Here is a 21792-nt window from a genome sequence, read left to right on the forward strand (position 1 = left end):
TCAATATCCCCAGTGATTATAAGCCAAGGGCATCTTATTCAACTTAGCTCTGTGTTCGCGCCAGTTCGGGAGGTACATGTTCATCAGGCCGATAAAACGCTCATTGTGCTTGCGTTCGTGTAGATGAACTAGCTCGTGAACCACAATGAATTCAAGGCATTCAGGAGGTTTTTTCACCAGTTCGAGATTGATCCAGATACGTGCGGTTTGGGGGTTACAGCTACCCCATTTAGTCTTCATTCGCTTGATGCCAACATAACTGGCTTCAACTTTAATTTCCTGCTGCCATTTTGCCATTAACTTAGGCAGTCTTTGTTTTAAAATACCGCGATACCACTGGTTGAGAACAGCTTCCCGCTGGGCCGTATCATAATGTGGAGGTACTTTCATGCGTATCCAACGACCCTGAAGTTTCACTTCAGCGGGCTTATCTACTAAAACTACATCCAGCCGATATCCTCTTCCCCAAAGGTAGTGTGTTTCGCCACTACACATTTCTCGTTCACTCTGGCGCGGCTGAGCCTGAAATTGTGCTTGCTGCTGTCGGATCCATACCAGCCTTCTGACAACAGCCATCCTGATAGCTGTGTCTGACAGTGAGACGGGGGCCGATACTCTCACTCGGCCATCCGGAGGCAGTACGCTGATATGCAGGTTTTTGATTGGCTTACGCTGCAAATCGAGAGTGAGCTCACCAAAGGTAACCAATGGCATCAGCGATACTCCTTCTGTGCCTTCACCAGGGCCATTACATCTGCGACCGTCACTGAATAACCTTTAATCTCTTCCGCGATAGCGAAACTAATCTCGCGTTCTTTAAAACGATCCCCGTACCAGTCGGCCTTTTTGGTGTGACGGACTGCAGCATCTATCTTTGTCACCAAGACTTCATCCTGCCCGAGGTTGTCAAACAACGCTTTCTTGGCGAGGGTATCAATACTTGCTGGATAAGTACTTTTACTACCTGACTGCGGATGTTTAACCTGCTTCGCCAGTTCACGTACGTGCTCCAGATACTCCTGATAGGAAATCGCCTGTTGACGACGAAGTGCGATCAGTTCATCAAGCAACACCGACATTTTTTCGTAGTATTTCGGGTTGACGGGGTTTTCATCAACAATAGTTCTGCGAACGTTATTTTCAATCGCTTCAGCCATCGCCTCTTGGTTGCCACGCATGTCGGCTGGAAGTCCATCCAGTGCTTCTTCTCCGCGTTCAATAATCAACTCAAGCAGCCCTAGTTCCTCAAAATCCATAAGAGTTTCACTAGGATCGGCATCCACCCAAAGATCCAGCATCTGCCGCATACCTGGCTCGAACTGCTTCATGTCCACGAAATCTCCACTGGATATTTTTATTTCGTCGCGGACTTTTGTATAAAACTCAACATCAATGCGGATTTGATTTGCCTGCGGCTCGCTATAACCAGCATCTGTTAGCTCACCTGCCAGATTGGTAAAAGCACGGATAAGCTTTGCCACGGATTGATACAATGTCAGACGTAAAGCTTCTTTCTCAGATAACTGCTCTATCGACGCCCCTGATTCTCCACAAAAATAATGCTGATAATCAAGTTGATTGCGTGGCATTTTTACTGGTTCGCAGAGGGTGCGAACGGCATCCAGAGCACCATCAAGATCGATTTTCGCCTGTTGCAATCGATCCTTCAATAAACCGGCTACATCTTCTTTGTCGTAGCCATCAAAGGCTTCTGCGGTGTAGTCCTGAACTGTTTTTTCCAATGAGCGGAAAAGGTCTTTATAGTCGACAATATAGCCGTATTCTTTATCTTCACCATCCAACCGGTTAACGCGACATATCGCCTGGAAAAGGTTGTGATCAGCCATTTTCTTGTCGATATAGAGGTAAGTTGCTGAAGGAGCATCAAAGCCAGTTAATAACTTATCAACGACTATCAGAAGGCGCATCTGGCCCGGTTCTTTAATGAAGCGTTGTTTGACCTCTTTTTCAAAATCACTTACACGTTTGGCTGCTTCAGCCTCAGGCTGTTCAAAATACTCCGCAAGCATTTTGCGATAGATGTTGTACTTGGCCAGTTTCTCAGTCAGTCCTTCACCGCTCTCCTCGCCTTTAATCTCACTGGCATTTGGCTGGTAGCTCGTCACAATCGCACATTTACCGGCAAAACCAGCTTCACTAAACATCTCATAGCATTTGCAGGCCTGATAGACGCTGGAACAAACCAGCATAGCGTTACCGCGGCCGTCGGCGAGTCGTGGCTTTTGTTCAAAATCGAGAAGGATGTCAGCCACAATCTGTTCCAGCCGCGAGCGGCTCGACAACAGCTTCTGCATCGAAGCCCATTTCTGCTTGAGTTGCTGTTGGCCAAGGCGAGAAAGTTTAGATGTCTTAGCATCAAACCACTGGTCGACTTTTTTCTGAGATTTGACCCGCTGATCGATGTCACGAGCTTCGTAGCGCAGGTCCAGTACAACCCCATCATTGACTGCTTCATCAAATTTATAAGTGTGGATATAAGGCCCGAAGACCTCCACTGACTTCTTCTTATCTTTCTTCATCAGCGGGGTACCGGTGAAACCGATAAATTGTGCATCTGGCAAAATGCTTGTCATTGCCGAATGCAATTTGCCGGATTGGGTTCGGTGGCACTCATCCACAAACACGAATAATTTTCCCTTCGGGCTAAAATCGGCAGGGATATTTCGTTTCATTTGATCGATAAAATCGTCCGTGTCAGCGTCTTTGTCATCCTCTTCCTGACGACCAAATTTATGCACGAGTGAGCATATAAGCCAGGGTTTGGTTTGATTCAGGCGAGTCACCAGATCCGCACCGCTCCGAGTGCGAAGGATCTCTTCTTCCACACCGTTAAACACTTTCTCGATCTGTTCATCAAGTTCTGTACGGTCGGTAATGATTAAAACTCGGCTATCGGTAATATTTTCTCTGATCCACTTTGCCAGCCAAACCATTGTCAGACTTTTACCACTGCCCTGGGTATGCCATATAATCCCGCCTTCATTGCGTTGAATAAACGGTTTTGTTGCAGTGACGCCAAAATATTGGTTATGACGGCAGGTTTTTTTCACTCCAGCATCGAAAACGATAAAGTCGTGGATCAATTCCAGCAGGCGCTGTTTATTGCATATCTGAGCCAGGTGACGATCAAGCATGTAGGCGTGAGGTGATTCCGCGGCTTCTTTCCATTGAAGGTAATATTTCTCCGGCGTTTCGATTACACCATAGCGAAGCCCTTCTAAATCATTACCGGCCATCACCAATTGGATGGTAGTGAAGAAGTTGCGGATGAAGGCTTTTTGCTGATTATCGAGGTTTTGGCGGATGCCCTCTGAAACTGAAACTGTAGAACGTTTTAGCTCAATGACACCAAGCGCAATACCGTTAACATACAGCACCAAATCCGGGCGCTTTTTATTTTCACCGTTGTAGGTCACTTCTTCAGCTATAGCAAAATCATTGGCTTCTGGATTTTTCCAGTCCACCAGCCACACGGTTTGATTCTGCTCACCAGCACCTTCTTTATCCTTCACGCCGTAGCGTAGCAGGCGATAGACCTCTTTGTTTGCATCATAGAGGATACGGCCTTCACCGAGGCTTGCGGCTCGATCTAGTTGACGTAATGCTCTGGCGATTAGGACTTCTGAAACGCCGCATTTCGTTAACCAGGCAGAAACTAAGCCTGGTTCGATGTTCCGGTTGTCTTCTCTTTTGTGCCAGTTACCAAGATAGTGATAACCGAGATGATCGGTGAATAACTGGATAACACGTTTTTGTGTCATGCGTTCACGTTGACCAACACTGTTCATAACACCTCCCTAAATACGCTATCACTACCACTGGTTAACACTGCCAGCATTTCCGCTTCGTGAGTGGCGATTTCTTCTTCCCCCCACTGATTGTTCTTCTTCATCAGCTCCATCATGGCGAGCAGTTTCAGACTATCAATTTCATTACGCTCAAGGCTCGCTTCGAAGTACTCTTGCTTTTGTTTTGGCTGGAAATTACTAAGTCGCGAATTCTTGCTGTGGCTAATCAGACTGAGGTTGCCGAAGGTATGCAACGATGTATCTGGTAATGTCCTATAGCCATCCATGGGGTGCTGGGGATAGAAATGCTCTACTGAGCTTCGGAAGGTAAATTCGAAACGTTTGACTACTTCAGCTTTATGTCTGTCACGGCACCAGAGTAAGTAGTCCAGGTAATTGAATACCAGGTTGTTTGCTATCATCCCAAAGCGCATCTTCTTCTTAATCTTGTCCGACAGTACCACAGGTTGGAGATGTAGCTCTTTACCGTAGATAATCTCAAAATATGATTTTGGTTCTTGTTCTGCCAGGAAGTTTTGAAAGACAAACGAGGAGGCGAGATGCTCCAGATACCCGAGGTACTTCCTTGCATCTATCTGGTTTTCAGTGGAATGGGCATTAAACAGATAGTACAAAGCTCCATTCAACCAGTGTTTATAAACCAGAGTAGGGGTTGAAACATGGAATGCGGAAAGTAGCATCAGAATCTGTCGGTTGATGTCTACATAGCTACCATCATCTTCATTAAACGTATTGGTATAACTGGTGCTCTTTTCCGAATACCAACGCAGGCGTTTCAAACTCCAGCTATCGCTACCTTTCGCGAACTCTCGTTTTATCACGAACTGATCAAAAAGGTATTTGCATTTGAGAAGTGCAAAGACGAAATCCTGTACCGCTTTAACCGGGTCATTCTGCTTTAACAGTCGAAGTTCGAACTGTTCGATTAATTGTTTGTCGTCAAGCGGAACATCCACTCTGACCTTCCCAGTTTGGCTATAGATACGCAGCACATGGAGCAGGAAGTTGGAAAAGTTGATCACACTATTAAATCGCTCTGAGCTACCTTCATCTTCTTCACTTCTTTCACCACTTACGATAGAAGATGACTTGATGATGTCAGCCAGTGTGCGGTTTGTTTGGTTCTCTCTTTTGCCAAGCTCCGAAGTCGATGGGATAAGCATGCCAGCTAGAGAATTAAAATCAGGAGGCACAAATTGCCCCCAATTTTCCTGCCCAAATAATTGATGACGTTCGGCTGGTGTAAAACCATACTGGACATAACGTTCCATGTTTGCGCAGGCATCCCATACTCGTGAAAGGGTGTTAAGGCTGCCTTGTCTTTCCTGCGGATCTGTTATTTGGTTGAGTATCGCCATGAGCCGTGCTTTCACAACCTCATGCTTTTCGAGTTGCTCACCTCGGTTGTTCATCACCTCAAAAAAATGATTGAGGTCGGTATCGGCAGGCACTTCTATTCGGGCAATTTGTACATGGTCGAACAGGTAGGTACAGAAATGATTTAATGACTCGCCAACTAGTTTCAAGTCGCGTAGTACCTTGCCAATAAGTTCATAGCCATTGATCAGCCCTTCGTTAAATTCCTTGCTCCGCAGTTTATGCGGTTCCACACCTTGCCAGAGTCGCTCAAATGTTTCGCCAGATTTGGGTCTGCTCTCAAAACCTAAATTGAGGCCCCGATACCAGTTCATATCCAGCGTGTGGCCTGCATGCTTTTTTAACCAGTTAGCAAGAAGGGATAGGGTAGTGAAACGCTGCTGTCCGTCGATTATCTCTGACTGCCCATCAGAGCGAGTGAACACGACCAACGTACCGATGTAGTAAGTTTGAGGAAGTGGACTATGAAGGCTTTTTTGCTGGTAGTCGAGAATGTCCTGCACAAGTTGAGTGATTTCACCCTCTCCCCAGGCATAGTTACGCTGGTACATGGGGATAAGATAACGAGATGCATCGCCCAGTAATGCTCTGACCGTAAAGGATGTTACCTTTGCATCACTCATAGTAGTTCATCTCCTTGAACAGCCTCACCAGCTCATCTTGCTCATAGTTACCGGTACGGCGGTTATTATTATTTTCTGAAGCCCGAATTGTGAGTAATGGTATAGATAGCACATCACCAGGTACTCTGGCTTCTTTGATTACCCGGAAAAGATTATTTTCCAGCACGTACTTATCCATAGTCGCTAGCTGTACCACCTGCTGTCGGATTCGGCATCTGTAGGCCCAGATAAAGCTTTTTTCAATTGCAGCAGATAACGACTGCCCACCAAATTTGTCGATATAAAAGATCAGAGCACAATCAAACATAGTGCGTATATATTGATCCCCTGTTCGATAGCGATTTCTATAGCTATTTAACGTTCTTAGTATCCGGGTTGCCATTTCACCAAGGGCTGTGCCCTGAATCATTAACGACTTTTGAGTGTGCGTGCTGACATGCTCACTGGTGATAATTGCCGATACCTGTTGCTGATAGTGTTCCGCCATTTCGAAAAAGCGTCTTCCATTGATAATCATCTGATCGAGATGGAAAGGGAAACGCATTTTCTGGCCATCAATCTTGCGCTGGTACTGATTGTTATAGTCATCCACAAAATGGTGAGCCATGCGCAAAGATTCTACATAAGGGAACTGACCAATCTGGTCAAGGTTGATCCCTTTGAATAGGCCAACCTCATCCTTACCAAAGAAACGAGCTGAATTCCCCTGTGACCACTGACGTACCCTGTAGAGATAGGATGCGAAAAGATTAGCCAGGTCATCACTATGCAATCCTTCCCAATGAGCAACGGATGCAGCTTTCAGTTCTACCTCATGGCTGGCGAACTCACGTAGATGGAAGGCCTTAAGCAGATCGTGTGGATCCAGATCCCGCCCTCGGGCATTTTGTGAGTCGAAGAACTGAAAAGCTTCAGACAGGTCAGTCAGCACAAAGACCACCAACTGGCAGCGGTTGAGGAGAAAATCAATATGTTGCTCGCTGAATTCTCGATGGCTAACCCTGCGTTTTAGCTCCTGATAATTCTGGTACAGATTGTATTCCGATACCTGACTGGCAAAGCGTTGCCGTCCCATAAAACCTTCAACGGAGGGCTTTAGCTGGGTTAGCGCTTCCTGCAAATCCTGACGTTCCAATTCAGCAAGTCGGGTTTCGATAATGGCCCATACTGCCAGTATTAATGTTAAAGTTCGTTGCTGACCATCGACGATATCCAGTCTAGGTTCTTCATTGCTCTCAGGCTGATGAAACACTACTGAGCCCAAGCGGTAGGCCGATTTATCGAGATGACTGTTTATGTCCGCAAACAGTTCACTGATATTTTTTACCGTCCATTTATAAGGACGTTGATAGGCCGGAATGGCTACGTCAGTCAGGCTCAAAAGACCCTTGACGGACAGAACTGTCTTATCAAGGGTATGTTTCATGGCTGGTGATCCAATGGTAAACGGATGCGTCCGGTCAGCAGCTGTTGCATCATTCCCTGTTTTATATCGCGGACCTTGGCTAGTTTTTGCTCTAGCGCTGTGAGTTCAGCATCCATATCTGAGAGGATGTTGGCGATGGCTGTTTGTTCTTCATTTGTAGGTGGCATCAAGAATTTAAAACTTCTAATATCCTGAGGGCTTATATGAGGAATTGCTGTGACTGTTTTTACAGCGTCACAATGTTCAGTGAAAAATTGACTGCAAATCCATTCTTTTAAAAAGCCTTGATCAACGAAACTAGTTCTAACCCTAGCTACTCGCTGTAATAATACTGCAGGTAAATCACTATCGGATAATTGAGCAAAGCTTCTGCCGACTAAGGAACCATCCATGGAAATAACTATATCTCCAGCATAAAGCTCATATTGCTTAATGTCGGCACTGATCTCTGGCCAATACTGGGTAATACCATCACTCCAATCAGTGATACCACGCTTAACATTTGAGCCGCGAAGTAACCTAATGCCAGAGTCAGAATATTTATTGCTGGAGAAAGGGAATCCTGTTAGTAAATCACATACCTGACCAACACTCAAAACTTTCCAATCTTCCGGAATCGACCCAAGTTCGCTGGCCTTATAGCTTTTGCTAGTACCATCAGGATGTTTAGCAAATTGAGGTAAGCGGGTACGGCCAGTCAGCAGTTGCTGCATGGTGGCGGTTTTGATTGCCTGTTTTTTGGCGATCAGCTGCTCAAACTCAGTAATTAGTGCATTTGTATCGGATAGTACATTAGCGATGATTATTTGTTCTTTTTGAGGAGGGAGAATAATCTCTAAATTTTTTATAATTCCGCTGCTTAGATTTTCTTGTCCCCCAGAGTTGCTCAACTCTCTTATTTGTTCATATTTTGATACCAACAGATGTAAAACATATTCCTTTGAGCACAATTCGCTTAATTCGATAGCGGCACAGGCTTGGTTTATCGTTGCATCAATCCCTAGAAGTGCAACCTTACCGCGAGTTTTTCCTTGACCATACATAGCCATTAAAATGGTGCCAGCTTTGCACCATTTAGCAGACGATCCTTTTAATCCCTTTTGTGTGATGAATTCATTGGCTTCAAATATCTCACCACCATCAATTAGGGTTGTAGTAACCCACGGAATATCACCATCCCAGTATTCGGGATTTTTTCGGTTAGGAGTTCCCCCAGAAAAAATAGTGGCAAGCTCTCCAAGTAATCTTAACTCCCAACCCTCCGGAAATGATACTTGCGGCATGGATGTTCCGTTCATTTCCATTTTGTCACACTGTTCTCGAATCATGCCCATTCCAGCCCCATTGCCTCAAGGTGAGCTGCAACTTTGGTTTCTAGCTCATCCACATTTTTAATAAGATCAGGCAGAGCCGCACTATAACGTTCTTCCAGTTCTTTCACTCTATTTGCTAATCGTTGCGTGACACGCTCAATCTCCGCTTCTAGGGCACCAGCCAAACTAGCCTTCCATTTATCCTGTACCAGCAGAATTTTACTGTCGTTATCATTGAGCTTTGGATATTGAGAAAATACCGCAAGATCCAGTCGTTCCTGTGCTTCTTTATTCGCTTTTTTGGCTTTGGTTTCAGCATCGAATAACGTCTGAGCAGATTTCAGTATTACCTTTTCCTCTTTATCCGTGGCAACTCTAAGGCGAGCCTTAACACTGGCAGCGGTTACCTTTTCTTTGTCGTTCATTGCATCGGCAAGTAGCCCATCTTCACCGCTGTTTTCTTCAAGGAAACTTTCCAGCGCTTGCACTGCTTCGTCATAAGCCACCTGCAGTTGCTCGAGCTGTTGTTGCTCGGTAGCAAAATAGCGAGCCACTATAAGGGCTGGCGGCAAGAGTTCAGCCTTATACTTCTTCTTACCAATTACTAGATCTGGCGTTTCTTTGAGTTTTTCGCCTTTTTCGACAATAAGTTCGCGAAGCATTTTACCCGCCTGCCAACCATCCTGACTCAGGACATAAACATCGTCCTGCATCACCTCCGTCCAGTAATCCATCAGTAACTGATAAATTGTATAGTTCTCAAGCAGCGGTACGTCAGTCGTGGTTTCTGAAGCATAAGCAGCGAGAAGTCGCTCACCAATTTCTTCAATCAGTTGTTTCGGTGAGTCTCCACGAGCAATTTCTTCAAGCTGACAGCCTGCAAACCACTTTTCAAAGGGTAAAAGTGCCCCAGCTCTGAAAGCGGCAAATTCCGGGTGTGCCAAGATAGTGGTCTTTACTTCACTTGCTTCGACTCGTGCATTGCTGTAACCAGGCCGGGCAGGTTCGAACAGTTCCTGACGTAAAGTCGGGAAAATTTTCCAGTAAGCACTAAGAGCATCGATATCACGATCGGGGATGCCACCAGCCAAATGACCAGAAAGGTCGTGCAGGTCTTCAGGATTGCTGCTGTCGATATAGCGAGGGATATTGAGGTTGAAGTCGTTGGCCGCAATTTCTGACAGCGGGACCATGCGACTGAAGCGGGGGATTTCCTGCTCACGATTAAACGCATCGACAATTTTATGGATGTCCTGGGCGCGAAGGCGATTTTTATTGCCGTCTTTAACAAAGCCCTTACTGGCATCGATCATAAAGATGCCTTGCTGACTCTCGCCATTAGCGTTGAACGCTCGGAGCTGGGCATCTTCTTTATCGATGACAATGATGCATGCTGGGATACCCGTGCCGTAGAACAAGTTAGCGGGCAGGCCAATGATGCCTTTGATATAACCCTGTTTGAGCAGATTTTCACGAATACGCGCTTCGGCATTGCCACGGAACAGAACGCCGTGAGGTAAGATCACAGCACCTTTGCCGGTACTTTTCAGGCTCTTGATGATGTGCAACAGGAAAGCATAATCACCATTCTTTTCTGGTGGTATACCCCAGACAAAACGGTCAAAAATATCGTTTGCAGCATCCAGCCCGCTGGTCCAGTTTTTGTTGGAGAAGGGGGGGTTAGCTACAGCAAAGTCGAAGGTTTTCAGATTATCGCTGCCATCTTTCCAGTGTGGATCGGCCAGGGTGTTACCTTTCCAGATTTTAGCGGTAGCGTTGTCATGCAGGATCATGTTCATGCGTGCCAGTGCGCTGGTCGCATAATCCATCTCTTGACCATAAATGGTCAGTCCTTTCGGACCGGCTTCGTCACTGGCTTTCAACAACAGTGAGCCTGAACCACAGGTAGGGTCATAAACGGTAGCATCCTGTGGTGTCTGTTTACTGATGCCAATTACTTTCGCCAGAATGCGTGACACTTCTGCCGGGGTATAAAACTGCCCCTTGGATTTACCTGACTCTGTAGCAAAGTGACGCATTAAATATTCGTAGGCATCACCCAGCAGATCGTCTCCATCAACGCGGTTGGCTGAGAGATCCAACCCTTCGAAGATTGCCACCAGCTTGGAAAGGCGGTCGATCATCTCCTTGCCTTTACCCAGCTTGTCCTCATCATTGAAGTCGGCAATGTCGATAACACCTTTCAGGTCATTAGCTTCAGCCAGTAATCTGATGGTTTTGTTAATTTTTTCGCCAATTTCTTTGTTGCCTTTGAGAGCAACCATATCGTCGAAACTTGCCCCTTCCGGCACTTCAATCATCGCGTAAGGGTTGCCCTTAGCTTTGTCAGAGACGTACTTCATAAACAGTAGGGTCAACACATAGTCTTTGTACTGTGAAGCATCCATTCCGCCACGCAACTCGTCGCAGCTCGCCCAAAGGGAGGAGTAAAGTTCGTTCTTCTTGATAGCCATATGGTGTCCGGTGAAAACAATACTGAGAACGCGCCAGGGGGTAACAAGCACCAGTGCTGAAACGCTGCCTATGGCGTGAGAAATTAGGCGAGAGTTTACCAAGTTGAAAGCGTTGAGACTATGCCGATGAGGGTAAAGTACGATGTAACCAGTGCATTATAACTTGGTCAAAACCAATGTTTATAATGTTGTAATATCGAGCCTATTAGCTTTGACTGCATCCAAAAGATCGTTCCTCCCTGCTGTAATCTTTAGTGCGCTCTTTCGCAAAATAACTTAACCGAAACGTCAGTTGATCATAAACCTCACTGTAACCAGGTGAGTTAATATCCAAGTAATAAAGTGGATTATCGGGAAAGCGGGCTAGTGTCCAGTGCTCTAGGCGGTGACTAAGCTGTAAAGCACTTAGCCAGGCTTCCCGTATCAGAGACGCCAGGCCCGTCCCGTCTTCTTTGTAACTCCCTAGTCCATTGAACGTATCGTTATTCACGAACAACACCATGTGGTAATGCGATTTCTGATTAATCTCACCTACCTCCCGAACCCAGGCATAGCGAAGGTGGCATGGATACGTTCGTGTACCCTGCTTCAACTTACTTCTGTAGCGTGCTGCAATCTTCGCATCGAGGGATTCAATGAAGCGAGATATCAGGCCCTGTCGGTTAATGAGCATATTGTCAGGAAGACGCAGGTCTACCCGTACCGCCATTGTACGTGCGTGCTCTACAGTCGCGTTATTTATAACGCGTAGAATACGCTGTAGGTAAGTGGTGTTGAATGGTGCGTGCCGCCTATCGAGACGGATATCATCAATCATATAATTTTCCTTGGGTAATGAATTACGGGCAGGGCAAAGCCTTACCCGTAATAGGCAGTTAAAGGGATTAAGGATTTAAAGGGTGGTAATACCAGCCATTAAGGCTGTCGTGTATGAGTGACCGTATATAGGTATGATGTTGAGATGATATTGTTTATATATAAGTCCTTTAATTAATATTACCAACCCGTCATGGGTTACTAATGACCAATCCACCAGCACCAGAGGCCGGATGATGGAAAGTGATTGATTTTTACTCCGAAGTTATATGCCCCCATATAATAATTTTCTGGTGTACTAATCAATCCTATGATTGCCTGGTACGTATCGCTAAATTCGTATCTCCCGACTGTATATCCCTTTTCTGCATTGAGGGCAGCGTTTCTCGCCGCCATATGACAGACCGCCCATAGTGCATTGCCATTGGGTTGCTGTAATGACTGGAGGCAGTTGTGCCAGAAGACGCTGTAGCTTCGCCACTGCTGAAGGCCTTCCATTGACGGGAGCGAGATAGTGGCATTGCAGCATTGCTTCCGGTTGTCTGTGAAGGATGTCGTGTTCGAACCAAGGCGATGACGTTCTTGTGGGGGGGGGGAAATCAACGGGCATCGGCAATGGTGGCAGAACCATTCATCATCAACTGAATTAAGCTGGCTGATTGCGACGATCTCACCCGTTTTACGCTGTGCGATATAGCATTTGGGTATTTGCATGATCCGGTCCTCACACTGGTCGGGTGGCTCGGATGTAATCATCAGCGAGAGCCTTGAGGCCCCGGTACGTACGCTGTTTTATTGCCAGCCATTGCTTCAGGGGGTCAGGAAGCGACAGGTGCAGTTCATACCATTCCTTCATATCCTTGCCCGTTACCAGTTCACACCAGCACAGCAATGTCAGCGTCTGGCGTAAGCCTGGCTGTACATGCAAACGGAACAACATCTGCAACTGGTCCGCCAGTCGACTTTTTCCCAGTCGGTAACATTCGCTGAGCAGTACTCCGGGCAGAAGGGAATAATCGATGTTCTTGGTCAGACGGGGAATGGTAGTACACGACTCAACAAGCCCGGTGCGGGTTAACGGCAACAGGCGCTGGGGGAGCACTACTTCAACTGAATGACCTTCCGGTATCAGGCAGGACGTTATAGTCAGTCGGTGCCACTGCGTTATTTGCTGATGGTATAAGCCGTGGAACACATTAATACGAGTAAAATCATCAAGCCAGGTCTGATAATGGTTGAGCAAAGGTGAATTGTTCATTTTGATATTCCTTAATACATAAATGACAGGCAGCCGTGAGTCTCCGCGAGGCGCGGTTAAGGCATGATGGTCAGGATTTTTGTTGACGCGTGGAGAAGGGCTTTACGCTAAGTGCGGGATTCTTCAATACGGGCCTGAAGCCAGGCTTCGACTTCACTCTGTAGCCAGCGGGAACTGCGCCCCAGTTTGATGGGTTTTGGAAATACTCCATCTTTGATGAGCTTGTAAAACCACTTATCAGTTAGCCCGGTGAGCCGGGTGATAAAAGCCATATCGACAAACTGATCTTCAAGCAGGGAAGGTTTACTGGTCATAACTGGGCTCTCCGGTATCTAAAGGGGACCGGAGTCGGTTTATGAATTACTGCTGCCCACTCCGGCATAGGTACCGGTGGTGCTGTAAAAAAGTGTCGTTAGCTTATTCTGTTTTTCTGGGGCGGCCCTATCTTGCAGGTTCAGGAACCACATTACATCCCAAATCAGATAACCATTCTTCTGGGATTCTTTCGTTAGATAGCTGGCAATACGCCTCAAACTTTTAACGTCTTCGTCGTTGTAATAGTCAACGACGTTATTGATGTTGTCCTGGTAGCAGTCCTTCGGTTTACAACGTTCGTATTTCCTTTCGTCGTTAGTTATCTTCAGCCACAAGTCACCTATCTGTTGAATAAACGGAAATGACTTCTGGTGCTTTTGCCCCTTAAGATAAAAAATGGCATGAGCATGGATAGCATTTGTTTTTGTCCATTCCAACACCCAGAAGCAACCGCAGAGAGGAGGCATTTGCATTACAGCCTGAGTTAATTCCCGGAGATCATCCTGTATCTCAAATGAGGAATTACGAATGAATCGGTTAGTACCACGGTGGTAATCAAAATCCATTCGAAATGCCAGTATTATTGATTGACATTCAAGGATCTTATTCAGATGGTGGTTAATCATATTCAGCAAGAAATCATTGGGAGTGATTTTTTAAAGTGTGGGAAATGTCTCTGCATTGTGTTGTTCCTTTGGATGAGCCCAAAGGAACAGTAGTAACTGTTTTTTTTTGTAATGCAATCAAGAATGTTACCTGTCTAGCTGATCCAGTTTTTTACTGCTAGTAATGTACCATCTACTGGTGGGATAGTTGTAATATGCTGAGATCTACTTTCCTATAATACCAATTAACCTTAATTATCAAATTCGGACAAGTAACCCCCATTCTGATAGCTAATGAGACTCACACCCGATAACGAGATCCTGAATGCGTTGGATTAAACATTTTCAGTAAACATCGAGAGGTGTTTATCATGGTCCTTGTTCGATATAACAATCGGCGATAACGTAAGAATTATGTATTGGCTACTCCATCGGCTGGATCAGCGTTGATGAGGAACAGGGTTATGCTACCACCATCTTACGGGTGAAATGTGACTCGCATCGCAACAAAATGAGGCTTTTATGTTATCGTTATGCACATTCTTAAATTTGCATAACGAATAACCATTATGAGAATAACATTTAACTCAGATAGTGAGTTGACAATTAATACAATTGATAGATATGCGAAAAGCTATGGAGTCTCAAGATCGAAAGTAATTTCTGATTTGCTTGATTCAATATCACCCGCTCTTGATTATCTGGTTTTTCAAAACAGCTTAAAAAGAGAAATGGAGACTAAATTATTAAATTTATTTGCATATGAGCTTAAAGAAGTAGAAGCTAAAGTATCTAAGGATGAGGTTTTTTTTAGGTATTTTTATCAAAGTATAAAAAAGATTTCCTACGTATTTGTAAGTGAAGGTACAATTCGATTTTCACTGCCCGATAGAGAATTGTGGTTTGACCTTAGAGAAAAATTCAAATTAAAAGTAAGTGAGTTAGTCGAAATATATAGGCCTTTTGATAATGGCCACTATATTTGTGTTTTTTATCCTGACCCTCTTGAAGAGGGAATGTACACATCAGTTATAATTAACTTCATGTCGTTAATTGTCGATAACTACTGTTTCGATATTAATTCTTTGTGTTTTGTAAGAGAGGAAGATTTCTTTTATTGCGGCATTAATGATTACATGAAAAGAAATCTTAAAAACAAAAATCGGTTGCATCTCTCATGGGCTCCGCTAACAAAAATTGCTGACGGGTATCTATTTATGGCTGCAATGCGCAAAGAAAACTCAAACTATTCAGCCAGCCAAGAAGGAGATTTTACAGTGAACTTCCCTTACGATATATGGAAGCAATAATCCAAATATTTTCAGACAGATATTATCTCTACGAACCGTCCCCACTCCTTCACTGGAATGGGGATTTTCTTTTTCTGTCTGAGAAAGTGCTATGAATAAAAATGAAGGACAACTATTCCTGCAGAACTCGCTTGATAGCTTGCCCCAATGGGTATCTGAACGCATTCTGCAGCAGATAAATCAGTTAACCCACTACGAGCCTGTAATAGGCATTATGGGGAAAACCGGCGCGGGCAAGAGCAGCTTGTGCAATGCACTGTTTGCCGGGGAGGTGTCGCCGGTCAGTGATATTACAGCCTGCACACGCGAACCCTTACGCTTTCACCTGCAGGTGGGAAAACGCTACATGACACTAGTGGATTTACCCGGTGTGGGGGAAAGCAATGCGCGTGATGCGGAATATGCCACGCTGTACCGTAAGCAACTTCCCCGGCTCGACCTGGTACTGTGGCTTATTAAGGCCGATGACCGGGCTCTTGCGGTGGATGAACATTTTTACCGTCAGGTGATCGGTGAGTCTTACCGGCATAAAGTGCTGTTTGTTATCTGCCAGTCGGATAAGGTCGAACCCACCAGCAGTGGCAATAAACTATCCACGGAGCAGAAGCAAAATATCAGCCGCAAAATCTGCCTCCTGCATGAATTGTTCCAGCCGGTAAACCCAGTCTGTGCGGTGTCAGTTCGTCTGCAATGGGGACTGCGGGTGATGGCTGAGCGGATGATTCGTTGTCTGCCGCGTGAGGCTAGCAGTCCGGTGGCTGTACAGCTTTGTGCTCCACTTCGTACCGATGCCGTTAATAAAAAAGCCCGTGACGATTTTGGTGAAACGGTCGGCTCGGTGCTGGACACAGTAAGTTCCATGCCCCTGATACCGGACCCGGTTCGGACAGTCATCCAGTCTGTACGCGACATCGTGGTATCAGTCGCTCGTGCAGTCTGGAGTTTCTTCTTCTGAAAGTTAACCCTTCTAATCTAACTCGTAGTTTCCTGAGCCCTGCCGCGACTTTGCGGCGGGGCTTTTTGTATTTATTTTCCATCATGAGGAGTCTGCTTATGACCCGTCTGGCTTCGCGCTTTGGCGCAGCAAACCTTATCCGTCGTGACCGTCCATTAACCCGTGAAGAGCTGTTTCGCGTGGTGCCCAGCGTGTTCAGCGAGGACAAACACGAATCCCGCAGTGAACGATACACATATATACCCACCATCTCTCTGCTGGACAGTCTGCAGCAGGAGGGCTTTCAGCCGTTCTTTGCCTGTCAGACCCGCGTGCGTGATCCTGGTCGTCGTGAACATACGAAGCACATGATGCGCCTGCGTCGGGAAGGGCAGATTACCGGCAAACAGGTTCCGGAAATTATTCTGCTCAACTCCCATGATGGCTCCAGTTCGTATCAGATGCTACCGGGATTATTCCGTGCGGTATGCCAGAACGGCCTCGTCTGCGGTGAGTCGTTTGGCGAGGTGCGGGTGCCACACAAAGGGGATGTGGTGAGTCAGGTGATTGAAGGGGCTTATGAAGTACTGGGGATTTTTGACCGTGTGGAAGAGAAGCGGGATGCCATGCAGTCGCTTATGCTGCCGCCACCTGCACAACAGGCTCTGGCACAGGCTGCACTGACGTACCGTTTCGGTGAGGACCACCAGCCGGTGACAGCACCTCAGGTGCTTTCCCCCCGGCGCTGGCAGGATGCGAGCAATGACTTGTGGACCACTTATCAGCGTATTCAGGAGAACCTGATTAAGGGCGGGCTCAGTGGTCGGAGTGCAAAAGGCGGGCGAACGCATACCCGCGCCGTGCGTGGTATCGACGGAGATGTGAGGCTCAACCGGGCCCTCTGGGTGATGGCTGAAGCGATGCTGGGTGGGTTTCAGTCCTGAGCTTGTTATCAGCATGTTAGGAAAGGACACTCCCTGTCCGTTTTACCTCCAGTGGATAGAGTGTTTTATCACCGCATTTCACGGTGTGCCGCGTCGGGCCTGCCTCCGGTGGCAGATAAAAAATAGTTCATTCCATGTCCATACCCTGTCCGCCCCCCTCTTTAGAATCATTTCATATTCAGTCAGTTAATTATTACGGAGATTCGAGATGACACAGGCAGAGCGCCGTCACGACCGGCTGGCTGTCAGGCTGTCACTGATAATCAGCCGCCTGGTTGCCGGTGAAACGCTGAACATGGCGCGGCTTGCTGCAGAGTTTGGTGTGTCAGTCCGTACCCTGCGACGAGATTTTCGCGAACGGCTGATGTACCTCGACCTAGAGTATCGACGGGGGCAGTGTCGCCTGCGCAGCACCGGTGGGGGCGTACAGGGCGAGCTGGATGCGCTGACCTTTGCACACAGGGCTGGTCTGGGCGATATCTTTCCTGGGCTGGACCGGCGTCTGGCGGGCATGCTGCTCACTGCAGGAGGGATGCCCTGTCTGGTATGGCAACCGCCACAGTCTGTGTCACCGGCCATCGCACTGGTGTTCTACCGTCTCGTCAGTGCCATTACCGCATGTAAGCGCATACTGCTGTTGGCTGAGGGAGAGCGCTGTGACGGCCTGGCTCCGTACCGCCTGATATTACTCGACGGTTGCTGGTACCTCACAGGTGAACTGAACGGGCATATCACCGTGCACTCTCTCGCAGCCATTCATGCGGTCACAGTCCTGAACACCACGTTTACCCCGAGAAAACGTCTCAGCCAGTTAACCACACAGGCTGGCTTTATCCGGGCTCTTCCGCACTTCAGTTGTATCCGCGAAGTCCTGTCTCCTGAGCCCTTTTAGGAGGAACCGGGCAGGACTCTGCTTCAATAACCTCTGTTAACAAGGAAAAACAATGATCTGGCATAACGAGCAAAATGATGTACGTCACGACAATATGCCCGATGACGATATCACCGACGCTCATGCTGACAGGACTGATGCGGATAACACTGCCTCATCTAACCACCTTATTTAAGTTAGTTAAGAGGTCTGTCGATAGTTAACAACTTATCTTTTTGAACATTTAAAGAGGATACCTATGAAAATACTACTTATTGCCTTAACACTATTTTTAAGCTTTAACGTTAATGCCACCCCGATGGAGGTGGCAGCCACATGTACCGATAATTGCCCTTATCCTAGCGAACTGTATAAATCAGACAAAGCATTTGCAGAAGCCCTTGCCGGGAACTTGCGTACTATCGGGATTAAAAATGCCTTCACCAGCACTGGCGCACTCAATGGAACCGAATCCCCGATAAGATCATATAAATATAACGGCGATACCGTGGTGACGGGAACTATTTGTGCCAGCGACTGTTTTACCCACTTTAATTTCATATACGACGTAGTCACCAAAACTGCCGCATCAGCTTACATAGAAGGTAATAAAGCCACCTTAATGGGTAACCCGCCGAAGGACATTACCAATTTCCTGCTGAAAGATGAAAATGTTGCTACCACAACCATCGCTCCCTTAGCGCCCAAGGAAAAATCTGTACAAAAAGATGATTCAGCCAAAACGATTTGGGACTTGAAAGACAACAGCGGAAGGTTACTGGGGAACGTTTGTAATGGAAAACCAGGTACGTGTGTCATTGTGATGAATACTACAAATCTGGTGGCAGTGATTAATCATAAATCGCTCAACGGGTGTGCCATGGGGGATTTCTACGTTGTCAGCAGACCAGAGCAGTTTTGGAGCCAGTATGATACGGGAACATGCAGCAAAGACGCCATATTTGCTGAAGGAACAATGAACAATGGTCAATATCGAACCATTGATGTTCGTCTTCATGGTGAACTGGTTAAACAGTTTCCGATTGAATACTGGTCATTGGTCAAATCCTTTTCGGGCAAAAATCGCCCTTCGTGGGATAAAGCGAAGCAAAACCGTCAGCAGTAGGGTTGACTGATAACAATAAGACTCAATATTTTTCAAATCATCAGCCCCTGTCGCTTTAGCGCCGGGGGTTAATGCATTTAAAGGCATGAGGAAATGTCATAACTTTCTCTATTACCATCTGAACCTTTGCTCCGCCAGTACACTGAAGTAATCACAGCCCTCTATCGCAACATCACGATCGAGGGCAACCAGGCCAGTCACTTCCACTTGGTTGTTCGTGACTCTGAAAGCCGGATGGCCTCGCGGCATAGTGTTTTGCAACAAGTGCCGAAGCTTGCCTTAATCGCGGTCTCCGACGGGACGGTACCCCATAGCTTCATCCTTTGACTGACCACTGCTATTCATCAGAAGTCATTTTACATTCGCACACGTTCTTTACCCCCTTGTACGCCAGCCATCGCCGCTGGCGTTTTTTATTTACGGAGAAAATCCATGACGACACAAACTCAATGCGAGTTGGTACCCGCGAAAGAACCGCAACTCAACCTTACCGCCACGTCAGTTCCTGACGAACAGCGTATCCATTTCTGGCCTCAACTCTTTGGCTCCATCCCGCAGTGGATAACGCTGGAACCACGCATTTTCGCCTGGATGGACCGCTTCTGTGATGAATACAGCGGTGGTATCTGGTCCTTTTACACGCTCAGTAATGGCGGAGCGTTTATTGCCCCTGATGCTGACAGTGACGATAAATGGCCTCTGTTCAACAGTATGAACGGCAATAGTGCGGAAATGAGCGTGGAAGCCGCAGGCATCGCTGTCTGCCTGATTGAATACAGCCATCACGCCTGTCGCACCGAATGCGATGCCATGACTGAGCACTATTACCGCCTGCGGGATTATGCCCTGCAGCACCCTGAATCCAACGCAATTATTCGCATTACTGACTGAGCGATCGTAATGAACAGTGAAGAACTGTCCCGGTCTGATGCCCTGTGGGAGTTGCTAAAACACGCTCCGGTAACAGAGGAGGATGACGAAGTGGTTATAAGCGAGCCTTTCTTACATTTTCCGGCGGGAACAGGCATCACGACTGTCTGGGCATGGTTCGAAGCCATCGACCCAACCTTTAGTGTGGCCCTGAAACTGTATGGTAAGAGAGCGGGCCTTTTGAAGTAATACTTCCCTCATCAATATTCCTTACTTAACGGAAAACAGAAAATGGGTACATCTTTTCATCCGCAGTATGGCTCGCTGTCCCTGAACACGCTGAGGACAGTAAAACGAGCTCTTAACCTGCTTGACCGACATCTGCACGAAACAGGCGTGGCATTTACCTCTACCCAAGCAGCTCGTGACTGGCTGAAACTGAAAATGGCGGGGCTGGAGCGTGAAGAGTTTATGGTGATGTATCTGAATCAACAGAATCAGTTGATTGCCCATGAAACTCTATTTGCCGGTTCCATCAGCAGCACCGAGGTACATCCCCGTGAGGTGGTCAAACGCGCCCTGTATTTCAATGCAGCCGCAGTGATACTGGCGCATAACCATCCCTCCGGCGACACCACGCCCAGCCAGGCAGATAAGACCATCACGCAGCGTCTGGTGCAGGCGCTTCAGCTCGTTGATATCCGTGTGCCTGACCATCTCATCGTCGGTGGCACGCAGATATTGTCGTTCGCTGAACACGGTCTGCTTTGAGGTATGACATGAGAATTGTCAGTAAACGCCGGGCGATGGCGATTTACCGTCAGCATCCGGCCTCCTGCATTTTTCGATACTGCACCAGCAGATACCAGTGGCACGGCAGTGTCTGTCATTACACCGGTAAGGTAGTTCCTGACATTCCCGGCGTGCTGGCGGTATACGCCGAACGCCGCCAGGACCGCAACGGACCGTATGCCTGTCTGATGAGTATCATCCTGAACTGAAAATAAAGAGGTTATAAATGAGCAACACCACATGGGGACTGCAGCGGGATATCACGCCGCGCCTGGGAGCACGTCTGGTTCAGGAGGGCAACTGGCTGCACTATTTGGCTGACCGAGCCAGTATTACCGGTAAATTCAGCGAAGCAGAATGTCTTAAGCTGGATGTGGTATTTCCGAATTTTATCAGCCAGTTGGAGTCAATGCTTACCACTGGTGAAATGAACCCTAGCCATGCCTATTGTGTCACCCTGTACCACAATGGTTTCACCTGCGAAGCCGATACCCTTGGCAGTTACGGCTACGTATACATCGCCGTTTACCCCACTCAACGTTAACTAACTCCACAAGAGCAAATATGAAAACTCTACCTGCAACAACTCCGCAGGCGGTGACGCTATGTCTGTCGCCCGTGGCAGTGTGGCAAATGCTGCTTGCACGCCTGCTGGAACAACATTATGGCCTGACACTCAACGACACACCATTCAGTGATGAAACGGTAATTCAGGAACATATCGATGCCGGTATATCTTTGGCCGATGCCGTTAATTTTCTGGTGGAAAAGTACGGGCTGGTTCGTATTGATCGCAGGGGATTCAACTGGCAAGAACAGTCCCCATATCTGCGGGCGGTCGATATTCTGCGGGCGCGACAGGCAACTGGTTTATTGAAAAGAAATCGTATTAGCGCGGCACGGTGAAC

23 protein-coding genes and 1 pseudogene are annotated in these 21792 nt (G+C 47.0%); 13 read left to right on the forward strand and 11 right to left on the reverse strand.

Annotated features, from left to right (window positions below):
• The 11 genes from H650_RS16990 to H650_RS17035 form a co-directional block, all read right to left on the reverse strand.
• Window positions 1-714 (reverse strand): M48 family metallopeptidase, encoded by a 714-nt coding sequence (locus tag H650_RS16990; RefSeq protein WP_020456334.1) that lies wholly within the window; start codon window positions 712-714, stop codon window positions 1-3.
• Complete coding sequence (locus H650_RS16995) at window positions 714-3809, reverse strand: type I restriction endonuclease subunit R (RefSeq protein ID WP_020456335.1); 3096 nt, start codon at window positions 3807-3809, stop codon at window positions 714-716. The genes H650_RS16990 and H650_RS16995 overlap by 1 nt, the downstream gene beginning before the upstream one ends.
• Window positions 3806-5830, reverse strand: coding sequence for a DUF262 domain-containing protein (locus H650_RS17000; protein WP_020456336.1), 2025 nt, complete (start codon window positions 5828-5830; stop codon window positions 3806-3808). Before H650_RS17000 ends, H650_RS16995 begins: the two co-directional genes overlap by 4 nt.
• Complete coding sequence (locus tag H650_RS17005; RefSeq protein WP_020456337.1) at window positions 5823-7256, reverse strand: DUF262 domain-containing protein; 1434 nt, start codon at window positions 7254-7256, stop codon at window positions 5823-5825. Before H650_RS17005 ends, H650_RS17000 begins: the two co-directional genes overlap by 8 nt.
• Window positions 7253-8584, reverse strand: a complete 1332-nt coding sequence (locus H650_RS17010; protein WP_020456338.1) for a restriction endonuclease subunit S — start codon at window positions 8582-8584, stop codon at window positions 7253-7255. The genes H650_RS17005 and H650_RS17010 overlap by 4 nt, the downstream gene beginning before the upstream one ends.
• On the reverse strand, window positions 8581-11043 hold the full coding sequence (locus H650_RS17015) for a type I restriction-modification system subunit M (RefSeq protein WP_020456339.1): 2463 nt from the start codon (window positions 11041-11043) through the stop codon (window positions 8581-8583). Before H650_RS17015 ends, H650_RS17010 begins: the two co-directional genes overlap by 4 nt.
• Window positions 11044-11248: 205 nt before the next feature.
• A complete protein-coding gene (locus tag H650_RS17020; protein WP_020456340.1) occupies window positions 11249-11860 on the reverse strand; it encodes an inovirus Gp2 family protein in 612 nt (203 codons plus the stop codon).
• A 200-nt stretch (window positions 11861-12060) separates the two neighbouring features.
• Window positions 12061-12573: a DUF7828 domain-containing protein gene (locus tag H650_RS26240; protein ID WP_502690844.1), complete on the reverse strand. Its 513-nt coding sequence runs from the start codon at window positions 12571-12573 to the stop codon at window positions 12061-12063.
• A gap of 10 nt (window positions 12574-12583) precedes the next feature.
• Window positions 12584-13117: a hypothetical protein gene (locus tag H650_RS17025; RefSeq protein ID WP_020456341.1), complete on the reverse strand. Its 534-nt coding sequence runs from the start codon at window positions 13115-13117 to the stop codon at window positions 12584-12586.
• Window positions 13118-13224: 107 nt separating this feature from the next.
• A complete protein-coding gene (locus H650_RS17030) occupies window positions 13225-13431 on the reverse strand; it encodes a helix-turn-helix transcriptional regulator (protein ID WP_020456342.1) in 207 nt (68 codons plus the stop codon).
• Window positions 13432-13470: 39 nt separating this feature from the next.
• Window positions 13471-13998, reverse strand: a complete 528-nt coding sequence (locus H650_RS17035) for a rolling circle replication-associated protein (RefSeq protein WP_223831778.1) — start codon at window positions 13996-13998, stop codon at window positions 13471-13473.
• Window positions 13999-14606: 608 nt separating this feature from the next.
• Between H650_RS17035 and H650_RS17040 the strand changes: the two genes are divergently transcribed.
• From H650_RS17040 to H650_RS17090, 13 genes and pseudogenes are all read left to right on the forward strand, one after another.
• Window positions 14607-15347, forward strand: a complete 741-nt coding sequence (locus H650_RS17040) for a YagM family protein (protein WP_189660073.1) — start codon at window positions 14607-14609, stop codon at window positions 15345-15347.
• A 91-nt stretch (window positions 15348-15438) separates the two neighbouring features.
• Window positions 15439-16302 carry a GTPase family protein gene (locus H650_RS17045; RefSeq protein WP_020456344.1) on the forward strand — a complete coding sequence of 288 codons (864 nt, stop codon included), beginning with the start codon at window positions 15439-15441 and terminating at the stop codon, window positions 16300-16302.
• A 98-nt stretch (window positions 16303-16400) separates the two neighbouring features.
• Window positions 16401-17225 (forward strand): DUF932 domain-containing protein, encoded by an 825-nt coding sequence (locus H650_RS17050; protein ID WP_020456345.1) that lies wholly within the window; start codon window positions 16401-16403, stop codon window positions 17223-17225.
• A gap of 208 nt (window positions 17226-17433) precedes the next feature.
• Window positions 17434-18117, forward strand: a complete 684-nt coding sequence (locus H650_RS17055) for a DeoR family transcriptional regulator (RefSeq protein ID WP_020456346.1) — start codon at window positions 17434-17436, stop codon at window positions 18115-18117.
• 52 nt (window positions 18118-18169) lie between these two features.
• Window positions 18170-18292: a hypothetical protein gene (locus H650_RS26085; protein ID WP_020456347.1), complete on the forward strand. Its 123-nt coding sequence runs from the start codon at window positions 18170-18172 to the stop codon at window positions 18290-18292.
• 63 nt (window positions 18293-18355) lie between these two features.
• On the forward strand, window positions 18356-19222 hold the full coding sequence (locus H650_RS17060; RefSeq protein ID WP_020456348.1) for a hypothetical protein: 867 nt from the start codon (window positions 18356-18358) through the stop codon (window positions 19220-19222).
• A gap of 120 nt (window positions 19223-19342) precedes the next feature.
• Window positions 19343-19549 (forward strand): annotated as a pseudogene (locus H650_RS24795) (DUF905 family protein); the annotation flags it as partial.
• Window positions 19550-19654: 105 nt separating this feature from the next.
• Complete coding sequence (locus H650_RS17065; protein ID WP_020456349.1) at window positions 19655-20113, forward strand: antirestriction protein; 459 nt, start codon at window positions 19655-19657, stop codon at window positions 20111-20113.
• A gap of 9 nt (window positions 20114-20122) precedes the next feature.
• Complete coding sequence (locus H650_RS17070; protein WP_020456350.1) at window positions 20123-20341, forward strand: hypothetical protein; 219 nt, start codon at window positions 20123-20125, stop codon at window positions 20339-20341.
• 42 nt (window positions 20342-20383) lie between these two features.
• On the forward strand, window positions 20384-20863 hold the full coding sequence (locus tag H650_RS17075; RefSeq protein ID WP_020456351.1) for a JAB domain-containing protein: 480 nt from the start codon (window positions 20384-20386) through the stop codon (window positions 20861-20863).
• Between the two features lie 8 nt (window positions 20864-20871).
• Window positions 20872-21093, forward strand: coding sequence for a DUF987 domain-containing protein (locus H650_RS17080; RefSeq protein ID WP_032608411.1), 222 nt, complete (start codon window positions 20872-20874; stop codon window positions 21091-21093).
• A gap of 17 nt (window positions 21094-21110) precedes the next feature.
• A complete protein-coding gene (locus tag H650_RS17085; RefSeq protein ID WP_020456353.1) occupies window positions 21111-21428 on the forward strand; it encodes a type IV toxin-antitoxin system YeeU family antitoxin in 318 nt (105 codons plus the stop codon).
• A 20-nt stretch (window positions 21429-21448) separates the two neighbouring features.
• Window positions 21449-21790, forward strand: coding sequence for a TA system toxin CbtA family protein (locus tag H650_RS17090; RefSeq protein ID WP_032608412.1), 342 nt, complete (start codon window positions 21449-21451; stop codon window positions 21788-21790).
• The last annotated feature ends 2 nt before the right edge of the window (window positions 21791-21792 follow it).

It is taken from the genome of Enterobacter sp. R4-368, from assembly GCF_000410515.1.
GTDB lineage: Bacteria > Pseudomonadota > Gammaproteobacteria > Enterobacterales > Enterobacteriaceae > Kosakonia.

Coding starts and splice junctions, on each gene's coding strand:
- H650_RS16990 (WP_020456334.1), bottom strand. CDS start 714: ATGCCATTGGTTACCTTTGGTGAGCTCACTCTCGATTTGCAGCGTAAG.
- H650_RS16995 (WP_020456335.1), bottom strand. CDS start 3,809: ATGAACAGTGTTGGTCAACGTGAACGCATGACACAAAAACGTGTTATC.
- H650_RS17000 (WP_020456336.1), bottom strand. CDS start 5,830: ATGAGTGATGCAAAGGTAACATCCTTTACGGTCAGAGCATTACTGGGC.
- H650_RS17005 (WP_020456337.1), bottom strand. CDS start 7,256: ATGAAACATACCCTTGATAAGACAGTTCTGTCCGTCAAGGGTCTTTTG.
- H650_RS17010 (WP_020456338.1), bottom strand. CDS start 8,584: ATGATTCGAGAACAGTGTGACAAAATGGAAATGAACGGAACATCCATG.
- H650_RS17015 (WP_020456339.1), bottom strand. CDS start 11,043: ATGGCTATCAAGAAGAACGAACTTTACTCCTCCCTTTGGGCGAGCTGC.
- H650_RS17020 (WP_020456340.1), bottom strand. CDS start 11,860: ATGATTGATGATATCCGTCTCGATAGGCGGCACGCACCATTCAACACC.
- H650_RS26240 (WP_502690844.1), bottom strand. CDS start 12,573: ATGCAAATACCCAAATGCTATATCGCACAGCGTAAAACGGGTGAGATC.
- H650_RS17025 (WP_020456341.1), bottom strand. CDS start 13,117: ATGAACAATTCACCTTTGCTCAACCATTATCAGACCTGGCTTGATGAT.
- H650_RS17030 (WP_020456342.1), bottom strand. CDS start 13,431: ATGACCAGTAAACCTTCCCTGCTTGAAGATCAGTTTGTCGATATGGCT.
- H650_RS17035 (WP_223831778.1), bottom strand. CDS start 13,998: ATGGATTTTGATTACCACCGTGGTACTAACCGATTCATTCGTAATTCC.
- H650_RS17040 (WP_189660073.1), top strand. CDS start 14,607: ATGAGAATAACATTTAACTCAGATAGTGAGTTGACAATTAATACAATT.
- H650_RS17045 (WP_020456344.1), top strand. CDS start 15,439: ATGAATAAAAATGAAGGACAACTATTCCTGCAGAACTCGCTTGATAGC.
- H650_RS17050 (WP_020456345.1), top strand. CDS start 16,401: ATGACCCGTCTGGCTTCGCGCTTTGGCGCAGCAAACCTTATCCGTCGT.
- H650_RS17055 (WP_020456346.1), top strand. CDS start 17,434: ATGACACAGGCAGAGCGCCGTCACGACCGGCTGGCTGTCAGGCTGTCA.
- H650_RS26085 (WP_020456347.1), top strand. CDS start 18,170: ATGATCTGGCATAACGAGCAAAATGATGTACGTCACGACAATATGCCC.
- H650_RS17060 (WP_020456348.1), top strand. CDS start 18,356: ATGAAAATACTACTTATTGCCTTAACACTATTTTTAAGCTTTAACGTT.
- H650_RS17065 (WP_020456349.1), top strand. CDS start 19,655: ATGACGACACAAACTCAATGCGAGTTGGTACCCGCGAAAGAACCGCAA.
- H650_RS17070 (WP_020456350.1), top strand. CDS start 20,123: ATGAACAGTGAAGAACTGTCCCGGTCTGATGCCCTGTGGGAGTTGCTA.
- H650_RS17075 (WP_020456351.1), top strand. CDS start 20,384: ATGGGTACATCTTTTCATCCGCAGTATGGCTCGCTGTCCCTGAACACG.
- H650_RS17080 (WP_032608411.1), top strand. CDS start 20,872: ATGAGAATTGTCAGTAAACGCCGGGCGATGGCGATTTACCGTCAGCAT.
- H650_RS17085 (WP_020456353.1), top strand. CDS start 21,111: ATGAGCAACACCACATGGGGACTGCAGCGGGATATCACGCCGCGCCTG.
- H650_RS17090 (WP_032608412.1), top strand. CDS start 21,449: ATGAAAACTCTACCTGCAACAACTCCGCAGGCGGTGACGCTATGTCTG.